Here is a 19,058-nt window from a genome sequence, read left to right as displayed (position 1 = left end):
CAGCAGCCGCTCTTCTCACCGTGCGGGCGGCAATGCCGCCACGCCTCCAGGCTCTTGTGAATGCGCCACGATCGAAGGCGATACGGTCGCATTCTCGATCTGGCAAAGGGAGAAGCCGCTGTTCATTCCCCAGATCGCGGCCTGCGTGCGACTATGGACACGTATCTTGCGAAGGATCGACTTGACGTGAACTTTGACGGTCGCCTCCGAAATGGCGATCTTTCGCGCGATCATCTTGTTCGATCCGCCTTCGATGATACAGCGCAGCACCACTTTTTCCCGCAACGACAGTTGCGGAATCGGTGCGCCGCCAACTGCTGCGATCAACTGCTGTTCCAGATCGCTCTTGCATTCGTTCCCATTCACATGAGAGCTGGCGCCATTGTCATCGCTGGCCTGATCAAGCACGAATGGAAGAAATGCAGCCGGCAAAATCGTTTCACCCAGCATCACCAGTTCCAGAAACTTGATGAAAGCGACCGACGTTGCGACGTTGGCCAGATAGGCGCTAACGCCTGCGCGATAAACGGACGCGATATTGATCAACTGATTGCTGTTATCCAGCACCACGACGCGCCACATCGGATTCCGCGCCTTGATGAGCTTGATTTGATCAAGCACGGTATTCGAACCATCGCCGGCATCGAGAATAAACAGGGCGCAATCGTGTACGACCATGGCATCCAGAGCAGCGTCGTCCACTCCCGTGATTGCGTCCAGAACATTGAAGTCCGCAGCTCCAAGAATACGACTAAGGCCTTCGCGGAAAAGATTGTTCGATCCAACAATGACGGTCGCACGCATGTTCGACTCCATAACCGCCCCGACCTTTGATCGACTCCGTCCCCATTCCGAAGCCACCATTGGACAACAGCCAGTCAATGATCAGGATATAAATCCTAGATCCAATTCAACCGCGCGATCCTCCGCTCCTGCCTTGGCTTTTATTTTTTTGAAAACCCAGCCACCGATCAAACTTCCAACATGGATCAGACCGTGATCCTTTTATGAAATGTAAATGACAATTCGCGGTATCGATATATATCGTTCGTTATGTGCGACAGGGCTTTTCGAGACGGAGCCCCTTTCCTCTTTGCACACTTGCCGGGCAGATCCGGGACCACGGTCAACGGCCCGATCCCTACCCCGAAAGAGGTAGCCCCCCTCATCTGTTACAGATTTTTGACTTGCCCACTGCAAGTAGATGTGAAACCGTCACTTATTGCGCTATTGCGCCTGAGGATATGCCTCTTAGGCCACGTGAATACTGAATGGGGGGTACCCATTTCAGAGGTGTGCCATGCGTTGCGTTCGGGTCGTTATTGCAAATCGCAATCCATTGACTTCGCAGAACCTCGCCGATCTTCTGCACGCCGAAGGCAATTTTGAAGTCGTCGCCAGTTGCGCCACCATTTCCGAATGCGTCGGGCTGGTGCGGGCCCGGTCTCCCGACATCGCGATCATCGAACGCTTGATGTCCAGCAAGATTCCGGAACAAGACATTCTCGCCGCGGTCGCATCAGCCTGTTTCTTTACGCGCGTGGTTTTTCTCGCTGCATCGTCCGAACCTGACGATATATCCGTCATCACCAGTTACGAATGGCCCCTCAAGGGATCAACGGTGGCGCGATGCCTGGCTCAGATCGTCATCGGTCATTCACCCGCGAATTCCACACCCAATCCAACGAGCGCTTCGCGACATCAAAACAAGCCAGCGCGCGTCGAGACGCCGGGTCAGCCGCTCTCATATCTGACCGAGCGCGAGCGCGAAATCATGCATGAGATATCCGAAGGAATTTCAAACAAAGAAGCCGCCCGCCGGCTGAACATTTCCGAAGGCACCATCAAGCTTCATTTGCATCACATCTATCACAAGCTCTCCATCAAGAACCGCGCCGAGCTCGTTGCGATGGCAACCACCCATTCTGGGCCAGCCTGGCTCGTGGTTTGATAGCAGGCGTTGCTGCAAAACCTGCAATCAACCCACACAATCGAAGCTCGAAGCTGCATTGCATACCCCGATATGGGTACTCCGTAATGCACACGCTCAGCCTGTCCCCCTGCTGATAGCATGGTCCATCTTTGTCCAACGGCAGTCATTTATCTGATCGGTAACCCCGCCCTTTACGGATGAAGCGAAGGCTGTAGCGACAGCAAGATCTAGTCCCCGCGTTGCAGGTGCGCTCCGATGACCGATGGATTCTCCTCCTATACCGAGAGCCCAGCGCGCAACTCTAAGCACCGGATCAAAATCGATTTGAAATCGGTGAACGGGGGGAGGGAAAGCATCAAGCCTTCAGCCCGCCGCCACACAAAACCTCATTTGCTCTGCATCGGCGGCGAAGATCACAATCTGCGCATTCCATTCCTGCTCGCACTCCGAAGGCGCGGCTTTGCCGTCACCGCGGCAGGAACCGGCGACCCTGCTCCCTTCACCCGGCATGGCATCGATTTTCATCCGTTTCGGTTCGACCGGTTTATCAATCCGCTTGCCGACAGGTCCGCAATCCGTGCGCTGACGAGACTCATCACGAAAGTCGGGCCCGATATTGCACAAAGCTTCGACACCAAGCCGAACCTGCTGGTGCCGATTGCCGCACGGCACCTGCCGGATGTTCATGCCATCCGCACGATCAACGGACTTGGCCAGATATATTCATCACGCTCTGCGATGACCCTGACGCTCCGCCAGGTATTTCCAACGCTGCATCGTATCGCGGCGCGCTTCACCACGATGACGATATTTCAGAATAGCGACGATCGGGCCTTTTTCGAAAGGCACCGGATGATCGGTCAAGGCTCGCTCCGGCTGATACCGGGCTCAGGTGTCGACATCGAATCTTTCGATCGGGCGGTTCTCGACGGCCCCTCATCAACCGAAATTCGCCAGCAACTGAACCTCGGTCAAGCTGAGGTCGTCATTACAGTGGCCCGGATGACTCACCAGAAGGGAATCCCCACCCTTCTTGCCGCCGCCGCATTGGTGAACAAGGTCCGCCCCGGCGTGCGCTTTCTGCTTGTAGGCCCTCGCGACAGCGAAGGATCGTCGGCCGTCACGCAAGCCGATATCGACTGTCACGCGCCTTATGTGATCTGGGCTGGGAAAAGATCGGACATTCCCGCGCTTCTCAGGATCTCCGACGTTTTTGCATTCCCGACGGAGTATCGCGAAGGCGTGCCGCGCGCTCTACTTGAGGCGGCGCTCGCAAACCTTCCAATCGTCGCGACAACGATGCCGGGATGCACTGATGTGGTCAGGGATCGATGGAGCGGGTTTCTGGTGCCGCCACGCGATCCGCATGCGCTTGCCGAACGGATTCTGGGCGTCTTGCGGGAGCGCGAGGCTGCGCGTGCGATGGCCGCGCGTGCGGGGCTGTTGGTGCGAAGAGAGTTCGGTCTTCAGCTCACGGCCGATCGATATGCCGAAGCATACCTTGCGGCGTTAAATCACTCGCCCTTGTACGGAGACCGCAGCGGCGCCGGACTCGAGATGTCATTGCAGCAGGTTGAACCATGATCCGAGATACCCTGCTCGCTCTTGGCCTCGTGCTGTCGACTGCATCGCAGCTTCGACCCGCAGGGCTGCCTATCGGGCCGGGCGAAGTCAGTCTCGTCATCTGGATCGGCCTGATGATCGGCGAAGCGGGAAGCCTCCTTCATTCGAAGATGACACCCGCACTCTCCCGAATGTGCGTCTTCTGGATATTCTTCATCATTTCGCTATGCCTGGGTTCAGCAACGGCATTCGTGATCAGCGACATTCACGATCCGAACCTGTTCATCCACGACATCCTCGCATACGCGATCGTTCTCGCCGTCAGCCTTCTCTGCACCGTAGGACCTGACGCTGGCTGCTCCATTCCTCGCGCCGCATGGCTTTTAATACTGTCCAGCACCGCATTCCTGGGCGTTCAACTCCTGACCGCATGGGGCCTGATCGCCATCCCACATACGGATCCCTGGTACTGGGAACGATTCCGCGGCTTGTCGGACAATCCGAACCAGCTTGCCATCTTTTGTGCGATTACCACGTTCCTGTCGGTTCATTTTATCGAGCACATTTCCGGACTCGGCAGAAAGGCTATCGCCGCTCTATGCGCGGCGTTCTCCATTTATGTTGGGCGACTGACCAGAAGCGATACATATGCGGTCATCCTGGTGACCGGAATTCTGCTTTTTACGCTGTTGAAACTCAGGTCCTGGCTGACGATGCCGAAGCCATCGCCCAGGAGGGCCATCGCAGGCATCGCCATTATCTCGCTTCCGATCATCGCAGCCACGGCGTTCCTGTTCGCCAATCTGGTCGAAGCCGAAACATTCGATCTCATGATGAAGATGGCAAAGGGCACGCGGCAGGAGACATCGCAGACGGCAAACATACGCCTGAATGCATGGAGGAGCGCGATCGATCGCGGAATCGAGTCAGGCATGCTCGGACTGGGACCCGGGCCTCATATCGAGATTCCTCCGGTTCTCGTGGCCGCGAGACGGGAAGATTCCGAGCCAAAATATATCGAGCACCCTCAGGTCAACGGCACGCCGAACTTTGAGGCGCATAATACGTTTCTCGATCTTTTCACGCAGGGCGGCCTGATCGCGATCCTGTCGTTCACCTGGCTGGTCGGAACCGCCTTCCATGCGGCCTATCGCATGCACTTCGATGCATTGGTGGTCGTGGTGTGGAGCATCATTGTCCTCAGCATGTTCCATCTCATCATTCGCCAGCCATTGTTCTGGTTCGCGATCGCCTTTGCACTGATGGCCAGCGCAAATTCCCGCGCTTCGTCTCTCCTGTACAATCGGAGCGAATGACATGTGCGGAATTGCCGGCATCTTTCTGCATCCCGAGAAATCCGACCCGCGCAAACTTGCGACAATCGCACAGTTGACTGCAACCCTGCAGCATCGCGGCCCCGACGCCAGCGGCACCTGGATCGACGTAGAAGGCGGCATCGCCCTTGGCCATCGACGGCTTTCGATTGTCGATCTCTCGGAGGCCGGAAAGCAGCCCATGCTGTCGCGCGACAAGAATCTCGTCATGAGCTTCAACGGCGAGGTCTACAATTTCGCGGAGCTGCGGCGGACACTGGAAAAGAGCCATCATCGTTTCCGGGGCCACAGCGACAGCGAAGTGATGCTTGCCACGTTCGAGAGCTTCGGCATCGAAGCCTCTCTGCCGCAATTTTCCGGCATGTTTGCCCTTGGCGTCTGGGATCGACGAGCTCGTACCCTGCACCTCATGCGCGATCGCATGGGGAAGAAGCCTCTGTATATCGCCATCGTTCCGGACGGCATCGTCTTTGCGTCCGAACTCAAGGCCATCCGGGCCTATCCCGGCTTCGAGCCAAGGATAGATCGCAATGCGATCGCCATGGTCCTGCAATACGGCTTCATTCCCGATCACAGTTGTATCTGGGAGGGCGTTTTCAAGCTCCCTCCCGGCTCGATCCTCTCAATAACCGCCGATGACGTCGCAACCGGCAGCCTCCCTCATCTGCGCCGACAGGTCCGGCGCTGGTGGCAACTCGCCGCCACTGCGGAGGCAGGTCAGCGGAACCTGTTGACGGAAAATCCCGCAGATCTCGAAACCGAACTCGACCAATTGCTGCGGGACGCCGTGCAGCAGCGCATGAAAGCCGACGTTCCATTCGGCGTGTTTCTCTCCGGCGGAATCGACAGCTCGATGATCGCGGCGCTGATGCAGGCGCAATCGCAGCAGCCCATTCGCTCATTCACCATCGGATTTGCCGAGTCGAGCTACGACGAAGCACATCACGCCGCGATGGTCGCGCGGCATTTCGGCATGGAACACACTGAGTTCAGGGTCACGCCGGATGAGGCTCTCGCCGTCATCCCCGACATTCCGCAGGTATGGGACGAACCATTCGCGGACGAATCGCAAATACCGACATTGCTTCTGTCCCGTTTGGCACGACAGCACGTCACGGTCGCGCTGTCCGGCGATGGTGGGGACGAATGCTTTGGCGGGTACTCTCGCCATATCGCGATGGCGCGTCTGGGGCTGCTCTTCAAAATGCCCGCAAGACTGCGCCACATGATGGCTTCGGCATTTCATATGCGAAGTCCGGAGGCGTGGGAAAAGTGGTTCGGCAGTCTGCCCCTCTCCGAGGACATGCGCGCGCTTCTCATCAAGGACAATCTGGACAAGCTCGCGCGGGTGCTCAACGTCACGAATGACGGCGAACTCTACCACCGGCTCATGAGTTTCTCCCGCGGAAGCCAGACGGCATCCTTCGGGCTGCTTGAACACGAAGACATCCCCGATCTATCCGACGCGGCATCGCACATCATGTATTGCGATATGGCCAGCTATCTCGTCGGGGATATTCTCGTGAAGCTCGACAGAGCGACCATGGCGGCCAGCCTCGAGGCACGCAGCCCTTTCCTCGATCACCGCGTGGTCGAATTCGCTTGGCGACTGCCGACAGCCCTGAAGGTTCGCAACGGACAAGGCAAATGGATATTGCGGCAAGTCCTGCGCCGCTATCTGCCGGAATATCTTTTCGAGCGGCCAAAGCAGGGTTTCAACGTGCCGATCGGTTTCTGGCTTCGCGGCCCCTTGCGAGAGTGGGCGCAAGGGCTGCTCGATATGCGCCGCATCCGCGACGATGGCCTCATCGATTCTCGAAGTGTCCAGGCATGCTGGCAGGAACACCTGACCGGTCAGCGCGACCGCTCGCGCTATTTATGGTCCGTCCTGATGGTTCAATCCTGGCTCGATGCGAACCGCCATACAAGTCCCTCGCTGCCTGTGCTCGATCCGCCAGCGGTGAAATGTCATGTGGAGGCTGAGTCATGAACTGGACACACATTGATAGGGATATCGCGTACAGGATCGCCTCCGACATCCAGCCTATCCGTAACATCTACAATTCCGGATACACCCAACCCGACGACGCGCAGGCTACCTCCGGGCTTTACCTGATCGAACTGCTCGACACATTACGGCGGCGCCGGAGATTGATCCTGACGATCGCATTGTGCGGAACGCTGCTGGCATCGGCGGCAGCGTTGCTGGTCGCCCCCAAATATACTGCCGCAGCCCAGATCATCGTCGAACCGACCCAGGGTGCCAGCGGCGCCTCCGCCTCACCCGCTTCGGAGGATTCCGCCATTGATACGCAAGTCAAGCTTCTGACATCGCACGATCAGCTTCAGCGTGTCGTCAAGAGCCTGCTGGCTGATCCAGAATTCATCGCCACCGCGAAACGGTCCCGGCGCACCGCCGCCGCGACCACGGCCTTGCCTTCCCCTCCGACGCAGCCCGCAGCCGAAGCAGACGCCTCATGGGCAGGCGAACTCAACCGCCGCCTTCACATCTGGATCGGAACCTTCTTCAGGAATCGGCATGGAACACTCATCGATGTCGAAGATCTTGAGCGGCATCTGCGGGTCGCTCAGGAAGACCGCTCTCGAATCATCGTCGTCCGATACACATCACAGAGCCCTGAAGAATCAGCAATCGTCGTCAACAAGGCCGTGCAACTGTATATCGACAGCCAGAACGACCAGAAATCAAAGTACACGTCGCGCGAACTCGCACTGCTTCGCGATCGGATAGCCGAGGCGCGCAACGCCGCCACCCAGAGCGCGATAGCCGCCCAGAAAGAAGCCCGCAGCCCGCCCCAGGCTTCGCAGGATCAAAGCAGCCAGGGAGCGCAAGACGCCAATGCACGAATTCGCGCACTTGAACGCGAGGCGGCCGCAAGCGCGTTGATCTATTCCAACCTGCAAAGGCGCGAGCGGGAAATTATCGGCCAGCGAGGCGACATCGGGTCGATTGCTCGAATCGTTTCTCTCGCCACGCCGCCGAACCAGCCCAGCTCCCACAATCCGATTTTATTTATCCTGCCGACCCTGATCATTCTTCTCGTCGGCGGAAGCTTCATTGCCGTGATCATGGAGCAAAGCGACAGAGGCTTGCGCAGCGAACGCGACGTCAAGGATGCCCTCGGGATTCCCTGCGTCGGTTTCATTCCCCGGCTATCCGACATACGCAATGTGAAACCTCATCAGCATATGCTGACCGAGCCTTTCTCCGCCTACACTGAATCCATCCGCTCGGTTGTCGGCGAACTCTGGCTCACAACGCCGCAACGTGCACCGCGGACCGTTCTGATCAGCTCAAGTGTGCCCGGAGAAGGCAAGACGACGGCTGCCGTCAGCATTGCCGTCTGCGCCGCATCACTGGGGCGGCGGGTGCTGATGATCGACCTCGATTTCAAGCGGCCGTCTGTCTCGCGCGAGCTTGGCGACAGCACCGCGGGAGAAATCTTCGATGTTCTTCTGCGCAACCAGTCCGCGGCGGACATCACCACGCATATTCCCGATCTTGGAATCGACTATCTCGCCATGCCGACGTCTCCATTGGATGCTTTGCCGATCCTCGCCGACCAGCGGCTTCCACTTCTCCTGAGCGAATTGAGCAAGAGTTACGACAGCATCATCATTGATGGGCCGCCCCTCCTCGGAATTGTCGAATCGCGACTGCTGGCGCCGATGGCCGACAAGGTCGTCTTTGTCGTCAAATGGGGCAGCACCCGGCGCGAGGTTGCACAGAATGCGATCGGCTTGCTGCGCGCCCCCAATCGCCGCGGCGAAGGGATCGACATTCCTCTCGCTCTTCTGACGCAGGTCGACCTGAAAATGCACGCGACCTATCGCTATGGCGACGCAGGTGAGGCGCTGGTGACATACGAAAACTACTATTCACGCCCGACTTAATCCTGGCCATGGCAGAAGGCGGATTTTGCGACAGAACATCCCACCAGCGATGCTCTTGAAGCCGGAGCAATTCGATCATGAGGCCGATCAAGATCCATAAAGAACTTGAACCGACGGCGCAGCCTCCTTCGGAGAGCGCAATCTCTTTTGTTTTTCTCGCAGTTCTTGAGGGCTTTCAGAAAGCCGATATCTCCTATTGTTTCTGGAAAAGCAGTAGGAGCATTTATTCCGTTCTGACCGGCGAAAGCGACCTCGATCTTCTTGTCGCGCGGAAGGATCAACATCGCTGCGAAGCCATCCTGCTAGAATGCAGTCTGAAGCTTTTTCCGTCCGCCCCCTACCGGGATGACCCCGCCGTTCTGAGTTTCCTCGGCCATGACAGTCTCATCGGACGACTGGTGCACGTTCATCTGCACTTCCGCCTGATATCAGGCGAACGGCTGCTGAAAAACTATCGCCTTCCGTGGGAAGACGTGATCATTGCACGTTCCATTCGGCACCCGGCTTTCCCGATCAGGATACTCGACCCCATCAGCGAAGCGTTCCTGCTAGTCGTCCGCAGTTGCCTGGAGTTACGGCGTCGAGATCTGGTGACATGGCGGCATTGGACCTCCACGACACGCAAATTCTCCCTGGACCGCATGGCTCTTGCGTCCCGCGTCGACGACATCGCACTCCACGAATTGGCCTCCCGTTTGATGAACGAACGCCTGGCCACCGAACTCGTCGAAGCGTTTCGCGACAAAAAGCCGCTGGAAGATCAGTCGGTCCTGAGGCGTCAAGTCGAAAAATTCCTTGCGCCCTATCGAATGTACGGCGCGATCGAGGCTCGTCTGCGGACAATTGTACGAGCCATGTACTGGGCCATCGGAGGCATCAACAAGAAATTTCTTTATCTGCCTCGGCCATGGAGCCGGCGCGCGCCGGGCGGCGGCATGATCGTCGCTATTGTCGGCGTCGATGGCAGTGGAAAATCGACCGCCGTGACCACGATCCATGAATGGCTTGGATCGGAGATCGACACCATTCCCATGTATTTCGGCACCGGAGATGGCAGGCCATCGCTTCTGCTACGGCCATTCAAGATGATGCTGCCGCTCATCGCAAGCGCCCTTAAAACGCGACCGAAGGGTGCGTCCCATGGTGCAATGTCACACCGGGAGCCGGGCTTTTTATACAGTGTGCTTCTCACGGTCTGGGCGCTCGTCGTCGCAAGGGAGAAGCGAAACAAACTGGTGAGCGCGCGGCGCGGCGCCAACCGCGGGCTGATCGTGCTGACAGACCGCTATCCCCAAAACCAAACGCCAAGCTTCAACGACGGCCCGCTTCTCAACCGCGTTCCCCGCGCGCCACGCTGGCTTCGCCGCCTCGAAGCCTCCGCGTATCTTCTCGCGCAACGTCTACCGCCGGATCTCGTCATCAAGCTGCAGGTTACGCCGGAAACGGCGTTATTGCGCGAACCGGATATGGACCCATCGATCGTTCGGGAACGCATTACGACGTTACGGCATCTCACCTTCGAGGCGAGACGTGTCGTCACCATCGACGCCGAGCAGCCGTTGCCCGATGTGATACGCCGGATCAAATCCGAAATATGGGATCTTCTGTAGGCCCTCATGGAGCTCGCTCATGATTGTCGAGATCTTTGGCCCACAAGGCGTCGGCAAGACGACCTTTGCCCGCGCACTGGCTGCTGAACTCCAGAATCAGCATCAAAACGTTGATCTCGTTCTCAGCTACCGGCCGGCCGAACGATTACCGACGGATTCCCGCAAACATCCGATATCCGCGCCAACGGCTGCCGTAGCGATCCGTCTGGTGAGGCCTGTCGTTGAACTTCTGACAATGACGTTTCACCCGCTTGCCTATCGGAACGATCTCAGCACGGCGGCAAGCCTGTTAAAGGTACTCCCGCCCAAGAACTTTCTCTCGTCGGTCAGACTGAGCCAATACATTCTCCGCCTGTCCCATTCCTGGCACATGGCTTCCAACTCAAGCCACATCACATTGTTCGACCAAGCCTTCATTCAGGCGGTCTGCTCACTTGTACTCTCTCACCCATCGGCCGACGAAACGCTGATCGCGCGCGCGCTCGACATCATCCCGAAACCAGATCTGCTGATCCAGCTCGATGCGTCTCCCGATATTCTGGCCGCACGCCTTCACAACCGGCAGCGCTTCCAAGGCCCGGTCGAGCGCATGCTCGAAGTCGATCCGGCAACGAACAGCGAAGAACACCCACTCTTTGAATATCTCCTCGGCCTTCTTCGAAAACGGGGCCAGCCGGTCACCTGCATCAATTCATCCGATCCAGGCTCGCTGGACGATGCGGTAAGAGAGACCGCCGAGCAGATCAAAATGGTACTGCGCCCGCCATATCAGACATCCCATGCGCTTTGGGGCAATCTCTCCAGCGAGGGCCTTCCTCATGTTTGACAGGGTCCTTGGCAGCGGATCGATCCGGCGCGTGACCATTGGCGGCATCGCGGCGCTTGCGGTCTACGTCGCCGGCGCCGGACTGACCGCATGCTCGCAGCTCCTGATCGCGCGGATCGTTGGCGCCGAGACCTTTGGCGTCTACGCCTACGTTCTCGCTTGGGTCACCGTGCTGGCCTATTTTTCCGCACTGGGTTTCGATATCGCGCTCTTGCGCTTCGTATCCGCCTATCGTGCCAATCAGGCATGGAGCCTGCTGCGCGGCGTAATCCGGTACTCGGAACAACGCATGGCGGTCGCCGGCGCAATCGTTGTTGTGGTTGGCGCAGCCGCCGTCGTGATTCCGAATAGGGAAATATCTCCGGAATTGCGAAACACCTTTCTCGCCGGATTTGTTCTGGTCCCAGTCTGGGCGCTGCTGTGGATTCGAAGTTCGATCGTCCGCGCATTCGGCGGCGTTCTGTCGGCCGTGGTGCCGGATCGCATGATCCGCGACGGCGCCTTGATCTGCATCGTCGTGCTTTTAAGCCAGGTGTTGAAATGGCGTCTTGATGCCCCTCTGGTCATGATGGCGACCCTCGCCAGCACGGCCATGGCCCTTGTCCTCGCGAGCCTCGCGGTCCGGCGGCTTCATCCGCAAGAGATCGATGGGATAGCGCCAAGCTACGATATACCGATCTGGCGAAAGACGATCCTGCCTCTCGTGGCGATTGCCGCCACCGAAGCGATGTTGAATCGCTGCGGCGTGCTGGTGCTCGGCTGGCTCGGGCTGACCAAGGAGGCCGGCATCTACGCGCTCGCGTTCAGCATATCCTTTCTGGTGGCTCTGCCGCGAACCGCTGCCAACACTTTGCTCGCACCGACGATCTCCGACCTCTTTGTCAGGAAACAGCACCACGCGCTGCAAGTCCTGACTGCGAGGATCGCCTTATGGACACTGTGCGGCGCCGCTCTCAGCGCGCTCGCACTCTCCATTATTGCAGAACCGCTCCTCTCATGGTTCGGCCCAGCCTATGACGCAGGCGTGCCCGCTCTCCATGTCCTCCTCCTGGGCCAGGTTCTCGCCGCGAGTTGTGGCTCGCAACTATCGATCCTGACCATGACCGGATGCGAGCGGATCGCGGCACTTCTCCTAATTCTGAGCGCTCTCTTCAACATTCTTCTGAGCGCCGCCCTCGTCAACCAGTTCGGGCTGATCGGCGCGGCGATCTCGGCAACGATCACACTCGTGATCTGGAATGTCGCGATGGCAGCCTTTATCTGGCGGCGCCTCGGACTTCTGCCGAGTCCGATCTTCATGCTTCAATCGGCTTTCAGGGCCAAAGGAGCACCGGCATGATGCCTCGCAGCTAGAGCCACGCGGCATCGCTGCACCCGGCTGGTAGACATTTCACAGGACTGTTTCTGAAATGCGGTAGCCTATCCCCGGCTCCGTGAGGACCAGTTTCGGGTCGTCCGGATTGTCCTCGATCTTTTGCCGAAGCTGGCCGATATAGACGCGAAGATATTGCGTATCTTCGACATGGGCCGCGCCCCACACCGCCGCGAGGATTTGCCTGTGGGTTACAATCCTGCCGGCGTGCCGGGACAGAAAGGACAGAAGATCAAACTCCTTCGGCGTCAGTTTGACCTCCGCGCCGCCGCGCGTCACGCGATGACGAACCGAGTCGATTTCGATCATTCCGATGCGCAGAACGGGAACTTCCGCCTTGCGTTGCATCCGGTGACGCAGCGCGGCCCGCATCCGGGCGAGCAATTCGCCGACATTGAACGGTTTATTGACGTAATCGTCCGCGCCCTTATCGAGCGCCTCGATCTTCTCGACCTCCCGCTCCCGCGCGGAGAGCACGATGATCGGCACGTCCGACCACTCGCGCACTTTCCCGATCACATCCTTCCCGTCACCATCCGGCAATCCAAGATCGAGCAAAACAATATCGGGCGTGGTGGTGGCGATTTGCTTGATGGCGTCGGCAACCGTCGCGGTGACGAAAATCTCATAAGCATTGGCTTCCAGCGCGGGCTTCAGAAAGCGCAGGATGGCAGCTTCATCATCCACGATCAGAACACGGGTCCTGCTGCTCATGGCTCCGCCCTCTCACGCGGCAGATGCAGGATAAAGCGCGTTCCGTGGCCGTCAGCTACCGGGCTTTGCGCTTCGACAGACCCACCGTGAGCCTCCGCAATGCCCTTGGCGATTGCAAGCCCAAGCCCCGTTCCGTGACCGCCATCCGCGCTGGAGGCTGCCCCCAGCGAAACAAATTTCTCGAAGATGCGCGGCAGCGCCTCTGCGGGAATGCCGGGGCCATTATCGGAAATCATCAGTTCAATCTCATTTTCAGTTATGACGCTCTCGATGGTGATGATCGTCTCGCGCGGCGTATGCGCGACGGCATTTGCAACAACGGTGCCGACCGCTTGCTCGATCAAAGCCGCGTCGGCGCGGATCAATGGCAGGTCCGAGGAAAGCCCTATCGTAAAGCTCTGCGCCGCTCCCCGCCGCCGTGCGGCACTGACGATCCGCTGCACGATTTCACGCAGATCGACCCAGTCGCGGCGCAGCTCCAGCGCGCCGGCATCGATGCGCGTCACCGCCAGCAGGTTGCGCACCAGTTCATCCAGCCCCTCGGCCTCTACCTTGATGTGCTGAAGCAGGTCGTTCCTCGCGGCAGGATCGAGCCTCTCCCCGTAGTCAAGCAGGCTGCTCGCCGAACCAAGAATCGACGACAGCGGCGTGCGGAAATCATGCGATATCGAGGCCAACATGGTGTTGCGCACTCTTTCCGCCTCTGTCGCGGTTTTCGCACTGACCATTTCGCGCGACAGCATCGCGCGATCCAGCGCCGACGCCGTTTGTTCGGCCAGTGTATCGAGAAGGGCAAGAGCCTCCGAATCCAGATCGCGCTGATCTTTCTCCCGCGCGACGCCGACAACACCGAGCATTCTTTCCCCGAAACGCAGTGGGATGAAATACCAGGGGATCGTCGGCAGCGTGCCCGTATTGGCGCCAGCGGGTTCGTTGTGCTGATAGGCCCATCGGGCAGCGGTCATCGCGGCGGCATCGAGGCTGTCTTCCGGCGGCCAAGCCGCCACGAGGTCGAGATCCGCATGATTTTCCAGAAGAACGACGATCGATCTTGCGAGACTGATGTGCATCTCGCTCGCCGCACCCTCGGCAACGGCATCGGGAGTCGCGAGACCCGAGAGACGCCGGGTGAACTCGTAGAGCCTTCGCATCGCCCGCATCCGACTGGCCGATACACCCGCCTGATACCGGGCGCGCCCCGCTACGGCCGAAGTGATAATCGCGACCAGCAGGAAAATCGCGAGCGCTAGCAGTTCGTAAGGCTCCGCAATCGTGAACGTATAAAGCGGATTGATGAAAAAGAAATTGTAGGCCCCGAACGACAGCACCGACGCGTAAATCGCCGGCCAGATGCCAAATCTCACAGCGGTCAGCAGAACCGCCAACAGATAGACGATCGAAAGGTTCGGGATCGTCGTCAGATCGGTCAGGATCGTGCCAATACCCGTTGCAACGGCGACCAGCGCTGTTGCCGAGACAAAGGCCGTCGCATTGGCATTCAGCGGCGGCAGCCGCCATCGCCACCGGGGCTTGTCAGCCTCGCGATCCCGCGTCACGAGATGAATGGCGATGTCCTGCGTCCGCCGCACCAACTCATGCGGCAGCGAACGCCGCAGCAGCTCGTTAAAGAAGCCGTTGCGCGAACGCCCGACCACGATCTGCGTGACGTTCTCGAACCGCGCGAAGCGCAACAATTCTGCGGGAATGTCCGCTCCCGTCAGAGTCTCCGTGTCCGCGCCGAGCGAGCGCGCCAGCGCCATCGCCTCGTCAAGCCGTTTGCGAGCCTCCTCGTCCGGATTGACGCCCGGCCGCTCGACTGTCACGGCGATCCATGGCGCATCCATTAGGTCGGCAAGCCGTTTGGCCGTGCGGATCACCGCGGGAGAGATCGGATCTGGACCGATACAGGCCAGAATGCGCTCGCCGGCCGCCCACGGCCCTTCGATGGCCTCGGCCTGCATGCGCTCGACAAGATCAGCATCGACGCGCTCGGCCGCCCGGCGCAGGGCCAGCTCGCGCAAGGCCGTCAGATTTTGCGGCTTGAAGAAGCTCTCGACCGCACGCGCGGCGGTGTCCTGCACATAGACTTTTCCCTCGGCGAGACGCTTCAGCAATTCACCGGCAGGAAAATCCACCAGCACGACTTCATCGGCCTTGTCGAACACCATGTCCGGCACGGTTTCCCGCACGCGTACCTTGGTGATCTTCTGCACCACATCGTTGAGACTCTCGAGGTGCTGGATATTGAGCGTGCTCCAAACATTGATGCCCGCTTTCAGCAGTTCGTCGATATCCTGCCAGCGCTTCGGATGGCGGCTGCCCGGCACATTGCTGTGGGCATATTCATCGACGAGCAGCAGGCCGGGCCGCCGCTTCAGCGCCGCGTCGAGATCGAACTCGCGCAGGACCTGATTGCGATAGATGATGGATTTGCGCGGCAGCGTCTCAAGCCCCTCGGTCAGGACTTCCGTCTCGCGGCGGCCGTGGGTCTCGATCAGCCCGGCAACGACATCACGGCCACCTGCGCTTTCCGCGCGGGCGGCCGTGAGCATCGCATATGTCTTGCCAACACCCGGAGCCGCGCCAAGAAAAATCTTCAGATGGCCCCGGTCTTCTTTCCGGGCTCTGGCGAGCAATGCATCGGGCGATGCGCGTGGGGCCGGTTCGGTGGCCATGAAATTCCAGTGCGGAATGTCTACGACGTCAACTTGTCGAGTGCGAGGTTAAGTTTCAAGACGTTGACACGCGGTTCGCCAAGAAAACCCCACAGCCGCCCTTCGGTCTGGCCCGCGACCAGCGCCCGAACCGTCCTTTCGGGGATGTTCCGTGCCTTGGCTACGCGTGCAGCCTGGAAGAATGCCGCCTCCGGCGAGATATGCGGATCGAGCCCACTGGCCGATGTGGTGACCAGATCGACCGGAATCGATCCTGACGGGTTTTCCGCCTTCAGCTTCGCCACATCCGCCTTCACGCGTTCGGCAAGATCCTTGCTGGTCGGACCAAGGTTCGAGCCGCCCGAGTTCGCCGCATTGTAAGGCGACGGCACACTCTTGCTCGCATCCTTCGGGTCTGGCGCCGTCGTCGCGGACGGGCGGCCATGGAAATATCTGTCGCTTGCGAATTGCTGGCCGATCAATTCGGAGCCGATCACCTGCCCATCGCGTTCCATCAGGCTTCCGCTTGCCTGTACCGGGAAAACCAGTTGCGCAAATCCGGTGATGGCCAGCGGATAGGCCAATCCCGTGATGGCCGTGAGCATCAGCAGAACGATGAGGGCGGGACGGATTTCCTTCAACATGGAAACCTCCTTCAAGCGAGTTGCAATGCGGTGACGAGCATATCGATCACCTTGATGCCGATGAACGGCAGAGCCAGCCCGCCGAGGCCGTAAACGAACAGGTTGCGGCGAAGCAGCGCTCCCGCACCGATGGGGCGATAGGCAACGCCCTTCAGCGCAAGCGGAATGAGCGCGATGATGATCAACGCGTTGAAGATGATCGCGGAGAGGATCGCGCTCTGCGGCGTCGCGAGGTGCATGATGTTGAGCACCCCGAGTTGCGGATAGAACGCGAGGAAGATCGCCGGGATGATGGCGAAATACTTCGCCACGTCATTTGCAATCGAAAACGTCGTCAACGCTCCGCGCGTCATCAAAAGCTGTTTGCCGATCTCGACGATCTCGATGAGCTTGGTCGGATTGGAATCGAGATCGACCATGTTGCCCGCTTCTCGCGCGGCCTGCGTGCCGCTCTGCATAGCCACCCCGACATCGGCCTGCGCCAGTGCTGGCGCGTCATTGGTGCCGTCGCCACACATCGCAATCAACCGGCCATGCGACTGCTCATCGCGGATATAGCGCAGCTTGTCCTCTGGCGTGGCTTCGGCGATGAAATCGTCAACACCTGCTTCCGACGCGATCGCTGCGGCGGTGATCGGGTTGTCGCCGGTGATCATCACCGTCTTGATGCCCATCCGCCGCAATTCGGCGAAGCGCTCTTTCACATCCGCTTTCACCACGTCCTTGAGATGGATCACCGCCAGCAGCCTGCCGCCATCGGCAAGACCCAGAGGCGTACCCCCTGCCCGCGCGATCTTGTCGACCGCTGCGCGGAACGCCGGAGGCTCCACGAGATTTTGCCCACCAGCCTGGCTTGCGAATTTCAGGACGGAGTCGATAGCGCCCTTGCGCAACATCCGCTCGCCGGTATCGACGCCCGACAAACGTGTGTTGGCGGAGAATTCGATGAATCTGGCATTCGACGTCGCATCTTCGCGCGTCACACTATATTTCTCCTGCACCAGCGACACGATGGAGCGGCCTTCCGCCGTTTCATCCGCGACGCTGGCAAGAAGTGCTGCTTCCGCTGCCTCGCGCTCGCTGACGCCGGGAACGGGAATGATCTCGGTCGCCAGTCGGTTGCCGAATGTCACCGTTCCGGTCTTATCGAGCAGCAACGTATCGACGTCGCCCGCCGCTTCCACCGCCCGGCCCGACATCGCAAGCACGTTGAACCGCACCAGACGATCCATGCCGGCGATACCGATAGCGGACAGAAGTGCGCCGATCGTGGTCGGAATAAGAGTCACAAACAGCGCGACCAGCACCACGATGGAGATCGCGCCCCCTGCATAGGCCGCGTAGCTCGGGATCGTAGCCGTGGCGAACACGAAAATGATGGTGAGGCCGACCAGCAGGATCGTCAGCGCAATCTCGTTCGGCGTCTTCTGACGTTCCGCGCCTTCGACCAGCTTGATCATGCGGTCAAGGAACGAGGTACCGGGCGAAGACGTGATCCGCACCACGATCCGGTCGGAGAGCACCGTCGTGCCGCCCGTCACCGCGGACCGGTCGCCGCCGGATTCCCGGATCACAGGCGCGGATTCTCCCGTCACCGCCGCTTCGTTGACCGAAGCGATACCCTCGACGATTTCACCGTCACCCGGGATAATATCGCCCGCCTCGCAGACAACGAGATCGCCCGCTTCCAGCTCCTCCGCCATGATACCTTCGAACAGCTCGGGATTATCGGCAGCAAGCAAGCGCTTGGCGCGCGTCTGCGTGCGCGTCTTCCGCAGCGTATCGGCCTGCGCACGGCCCCTGCCCTCGGCCACGGCTTCAGCGAAGTTGGCGAACAGCACGGTGAACCATAGCCAGATAACGATCTGCGCTTCGAACAGGATGTTCTGGCCGCCCATGGCGATGTCTCGCACGAGCAGAATCGTGGTGAGCACCGTCACCATCTCGAGCACGAACATCACCGGATTTCTGGCGAGCGTGCGCGGGTCGAGCTTGAGAAAAGCCTGACCGATGGCCGGCACGACGATCTTTGGATCGAAGAGCGTATTCGCGGCCGAACGCTTGCGGAGTTTCGATGTTTCCATAACGGTGTTCCTTGGCGATGATCCTCAGAAGACTTGACCGGCCTGCATCGCGAGATGCTCGGCAATGGGGCCAAGCGCGAGCGCGGGAAAGAAGGTCAGGCCGCCGACGATGATGATGACACCGACAAGCAGGCCGACGAAAAGACCGCCGGTGGTCGGGAACGTGCCGCTCGAGGCCGCGACGGTTCTCTTCTGCGCAAGCGAGCCTGCAATCGCCATCGCCGGAATGATCATCCAGAAACGACCGATGAACATCGCGATCGCACCGCTGACGTTATAGAACAGCGTGTTCCCCGTCAGGCCGGCGAACGCAGAGCCGTTATTGGCCGCCTGCGATGTGTAGGCATAAAGCGCCTCGCTGAACCCGTGCGGGCCGGCATTCGCCATCGAAGCGACCGCCGGCGGATAG

General features: G+C 59.5%; 14 protein-coding genes. 8 read left to right on the top strand and 6 right to left on the bottom strand.

The window, feature by feature from the left end; translation table 11 throughout:
* Positions 1-15: 15 nt before the first annotated feature.
* The gene (locus AFIDRAFT_RS11535) at positions 16-804 is read right to left on the bottom strand and encodes a LuxR C-terminal-related transcriptional regulator (protein WP_009339586.1); all 789 of its coding nucleotides are present in this window, start codon (positions 802-804) and stop codon (positions 16-18) included.
* A 670-nt stretch (positions 805-1,474) separates the two neighbouring features.
* On the opposite strand from AFIDRAFT_RS11535, the gene AFIDRAFT_RS11530 reads away from it, so the two are divergent.
* The 8 genes from AFIDRAFT_RS11530 (at position 1,475) to AFIDRAFT_RS11495 (ending at position 12,520) form a co-directional block, all read left to right on the top strand.
* Complete coding sequence (locus tag AFIDRAFT_RS11530) at positions 1,475-1,951, top strand: response regulator transcription factor (protein WP_245258170.1); 477 nt, start codon at positions 1,475-1,477, stop codon at positions 1,949-1,951.
* A 237-nt stretch (positions 1,952-2,188) separates the two neighbouring features.
* Positions 2,189-3,517 carry a glycosyltransferase gene (locus tag AFIDRAFT_RS11525; RefSeq protein WP_009339584.1) on the top strand — a complete coding sequence of 443 codons (1,329 nt, stop codon included), beginning with the start codon at positions 2,189-2,191 and terminating at the stop codon, positions 3,515-3,517.
* A complete protein-coding gene (locus AFIDRAFT_RS11520) occupies positions 3,514-4,812 on the top strand; it encodes an O-antigen ligase family protein (RefSeq protein WP_009339583.1) in 1,299 nt (432 codons plus the stop codon). Before AFIDRAFT_RS11525 ends, AFIDRAFT_RS11520 begins: the two co-directional genes overlap by 4 nt.
* Position 4,813: 1 nt before the next feature.
* Positions 4,814-6,820 (top strand): asparagine synthase (glutamine-hydrolyzing), encoded by a 2,007-nt coding sequence (gene asnB, locus AFIDRAFT_RS11515; RefSeq protein WP_009339582.1) that lies wholly within the window; start codon positions 4,814-4,816, stop codon positions 6,818-6,820.
* Positions 6,817-8,745 carry a polysaccharide biosynthesis tyrosine autokinase gene (locus AFIDRAFT_RS11510; protein ID WP_009339581.1) on the top strand — a complete coding sequence of 643 codons (1,929 nt, stop codon included), beginning with the start codon at positions 6,817-6,819 and terminating at the stop codon, positions 8,743-8,745. Before asnB ends, AFIDRAFT_RS11510 begins: the two co-directional genes overlap by 4 nt.
* A gap of 77 nt (positions 8,746-8,822) precedes the next feature.
* Positions 8,823-10,355: a nucleoside/nucleotide kinase family protein gene (locus tag AFIDRAFT_RS11505; RefSeq protein WP_009339580.1), complete on the top strand. Its 1,533-nt coding sequence runs from the start codon at positions 8,823-8,825 to the stop codon at positions 10,353-10,355.
* Between the two features lie 19 nt (positions 10,356-10,374).
* A complete protein-coding gene (locus AFIDRAFT_RS11500; RefSeq protein WP_009339579.1) occupies positions 10,375-11,181 on the top strand; it encodes a nucleoside/nucleotide kinase family protein in 807 nt (268 codons plus the stop codon).
* Positions 11,174-12,520, top strand: coding sequence for a lipopolysaccharide biosynthesis protein (locus tag AFIDRAFT_RS11495; RefSeq protein WP_009339578.1), 1,347 nt, complete (start codon positions 11,174-11,176; stop codon positions 12,518-12,520). The genes AFIDRAFT_RS11500 and AFIDRAFT_RS11495 overlap by 8 nt, the downstream gene beginning before the upstream one ends.
* A 51-nt stretch (positions 12,521-12,571) precedes the next feature.
* Here the strand turns inward: AFIDRAFT_RS11495 and AFIDRAFT_RS11490 are convergent, their stop codons facing one another.
* From AFIDRAFT_RS11490 to AFIDRAFT_RS11470, 5 genes are all read right to left on the bottom strand, one after another.
* Entirely contained in the window at positions 12,572-13,267 is a 696-nt protein-coding gene (locus tag AFIDRAFT_RS11490; protein ID WP_009339577.1) for a response regulator, read from the bottom strand.
* Entirely contained in the window at positions 13,264-15,942 is a 2,679-nt protein-coding gene (locus AFIDRAFT_RS11485; RefSeq protein WP_009339576.1) for a DUF4118 domain-containing protein, read from the bottom strand. Before AFIDRAFT_RS11485 ends, AFIDRAFT_RS11490 begins: the two co-directional genes overlap by 4 nt.
* Before the next feature lie 20 nt (positions 15,943-15,962).
* Positions 15,963-16,565, bottom strand: a complete 603-nt coding sequence (locus AFIDRAFT_RS11480; RefSeq protein WP_009339575.1) for a K(+)-transporting ATPase subunit C — start codon at positions 16,563-16,565, stop codon at positions 15,963-15,965.
* 11 nt (positions 16,566-16,576) lie between these two features.
* Positions 16,577-18,649 (bottom strand): potassium-transporting ATPase subunit KdpB, encoded by a 2,073-nt coding sequence (gene kdpB / locus AFIDRAFT_RS11475; protein ID WP_009339574.1) that lies wholly within the window; start codon positions 18,647-18,649, stop codon positions 16,577-16,579.
* A gap of 24 nt (positions 18,650-18,673) precedes the next feature.
* Positions 18,674-19,058 (bottom strand): potassium-transporting ATPase subunit KdpA (locus AFIDRAFT_RS11470; protein WP_040298383.1); only part of this gene is annotated, 385 nt, incomplete at its 5' end.

Source organism: Afipia sp. 1NLS2 (genome assembly GCF_000178995.1).
Taxonomy (GTDB): domain Bacteria; phylum Pseudomonadota; class Alphaproteobacteria; order Rhizobiales; family Xanthobacteraceae; genus Afipia.
Note: the sequence above shows the minus strand (reverse complement) of the source record. Positions and strands in the feature narration are given on the sequence as shown.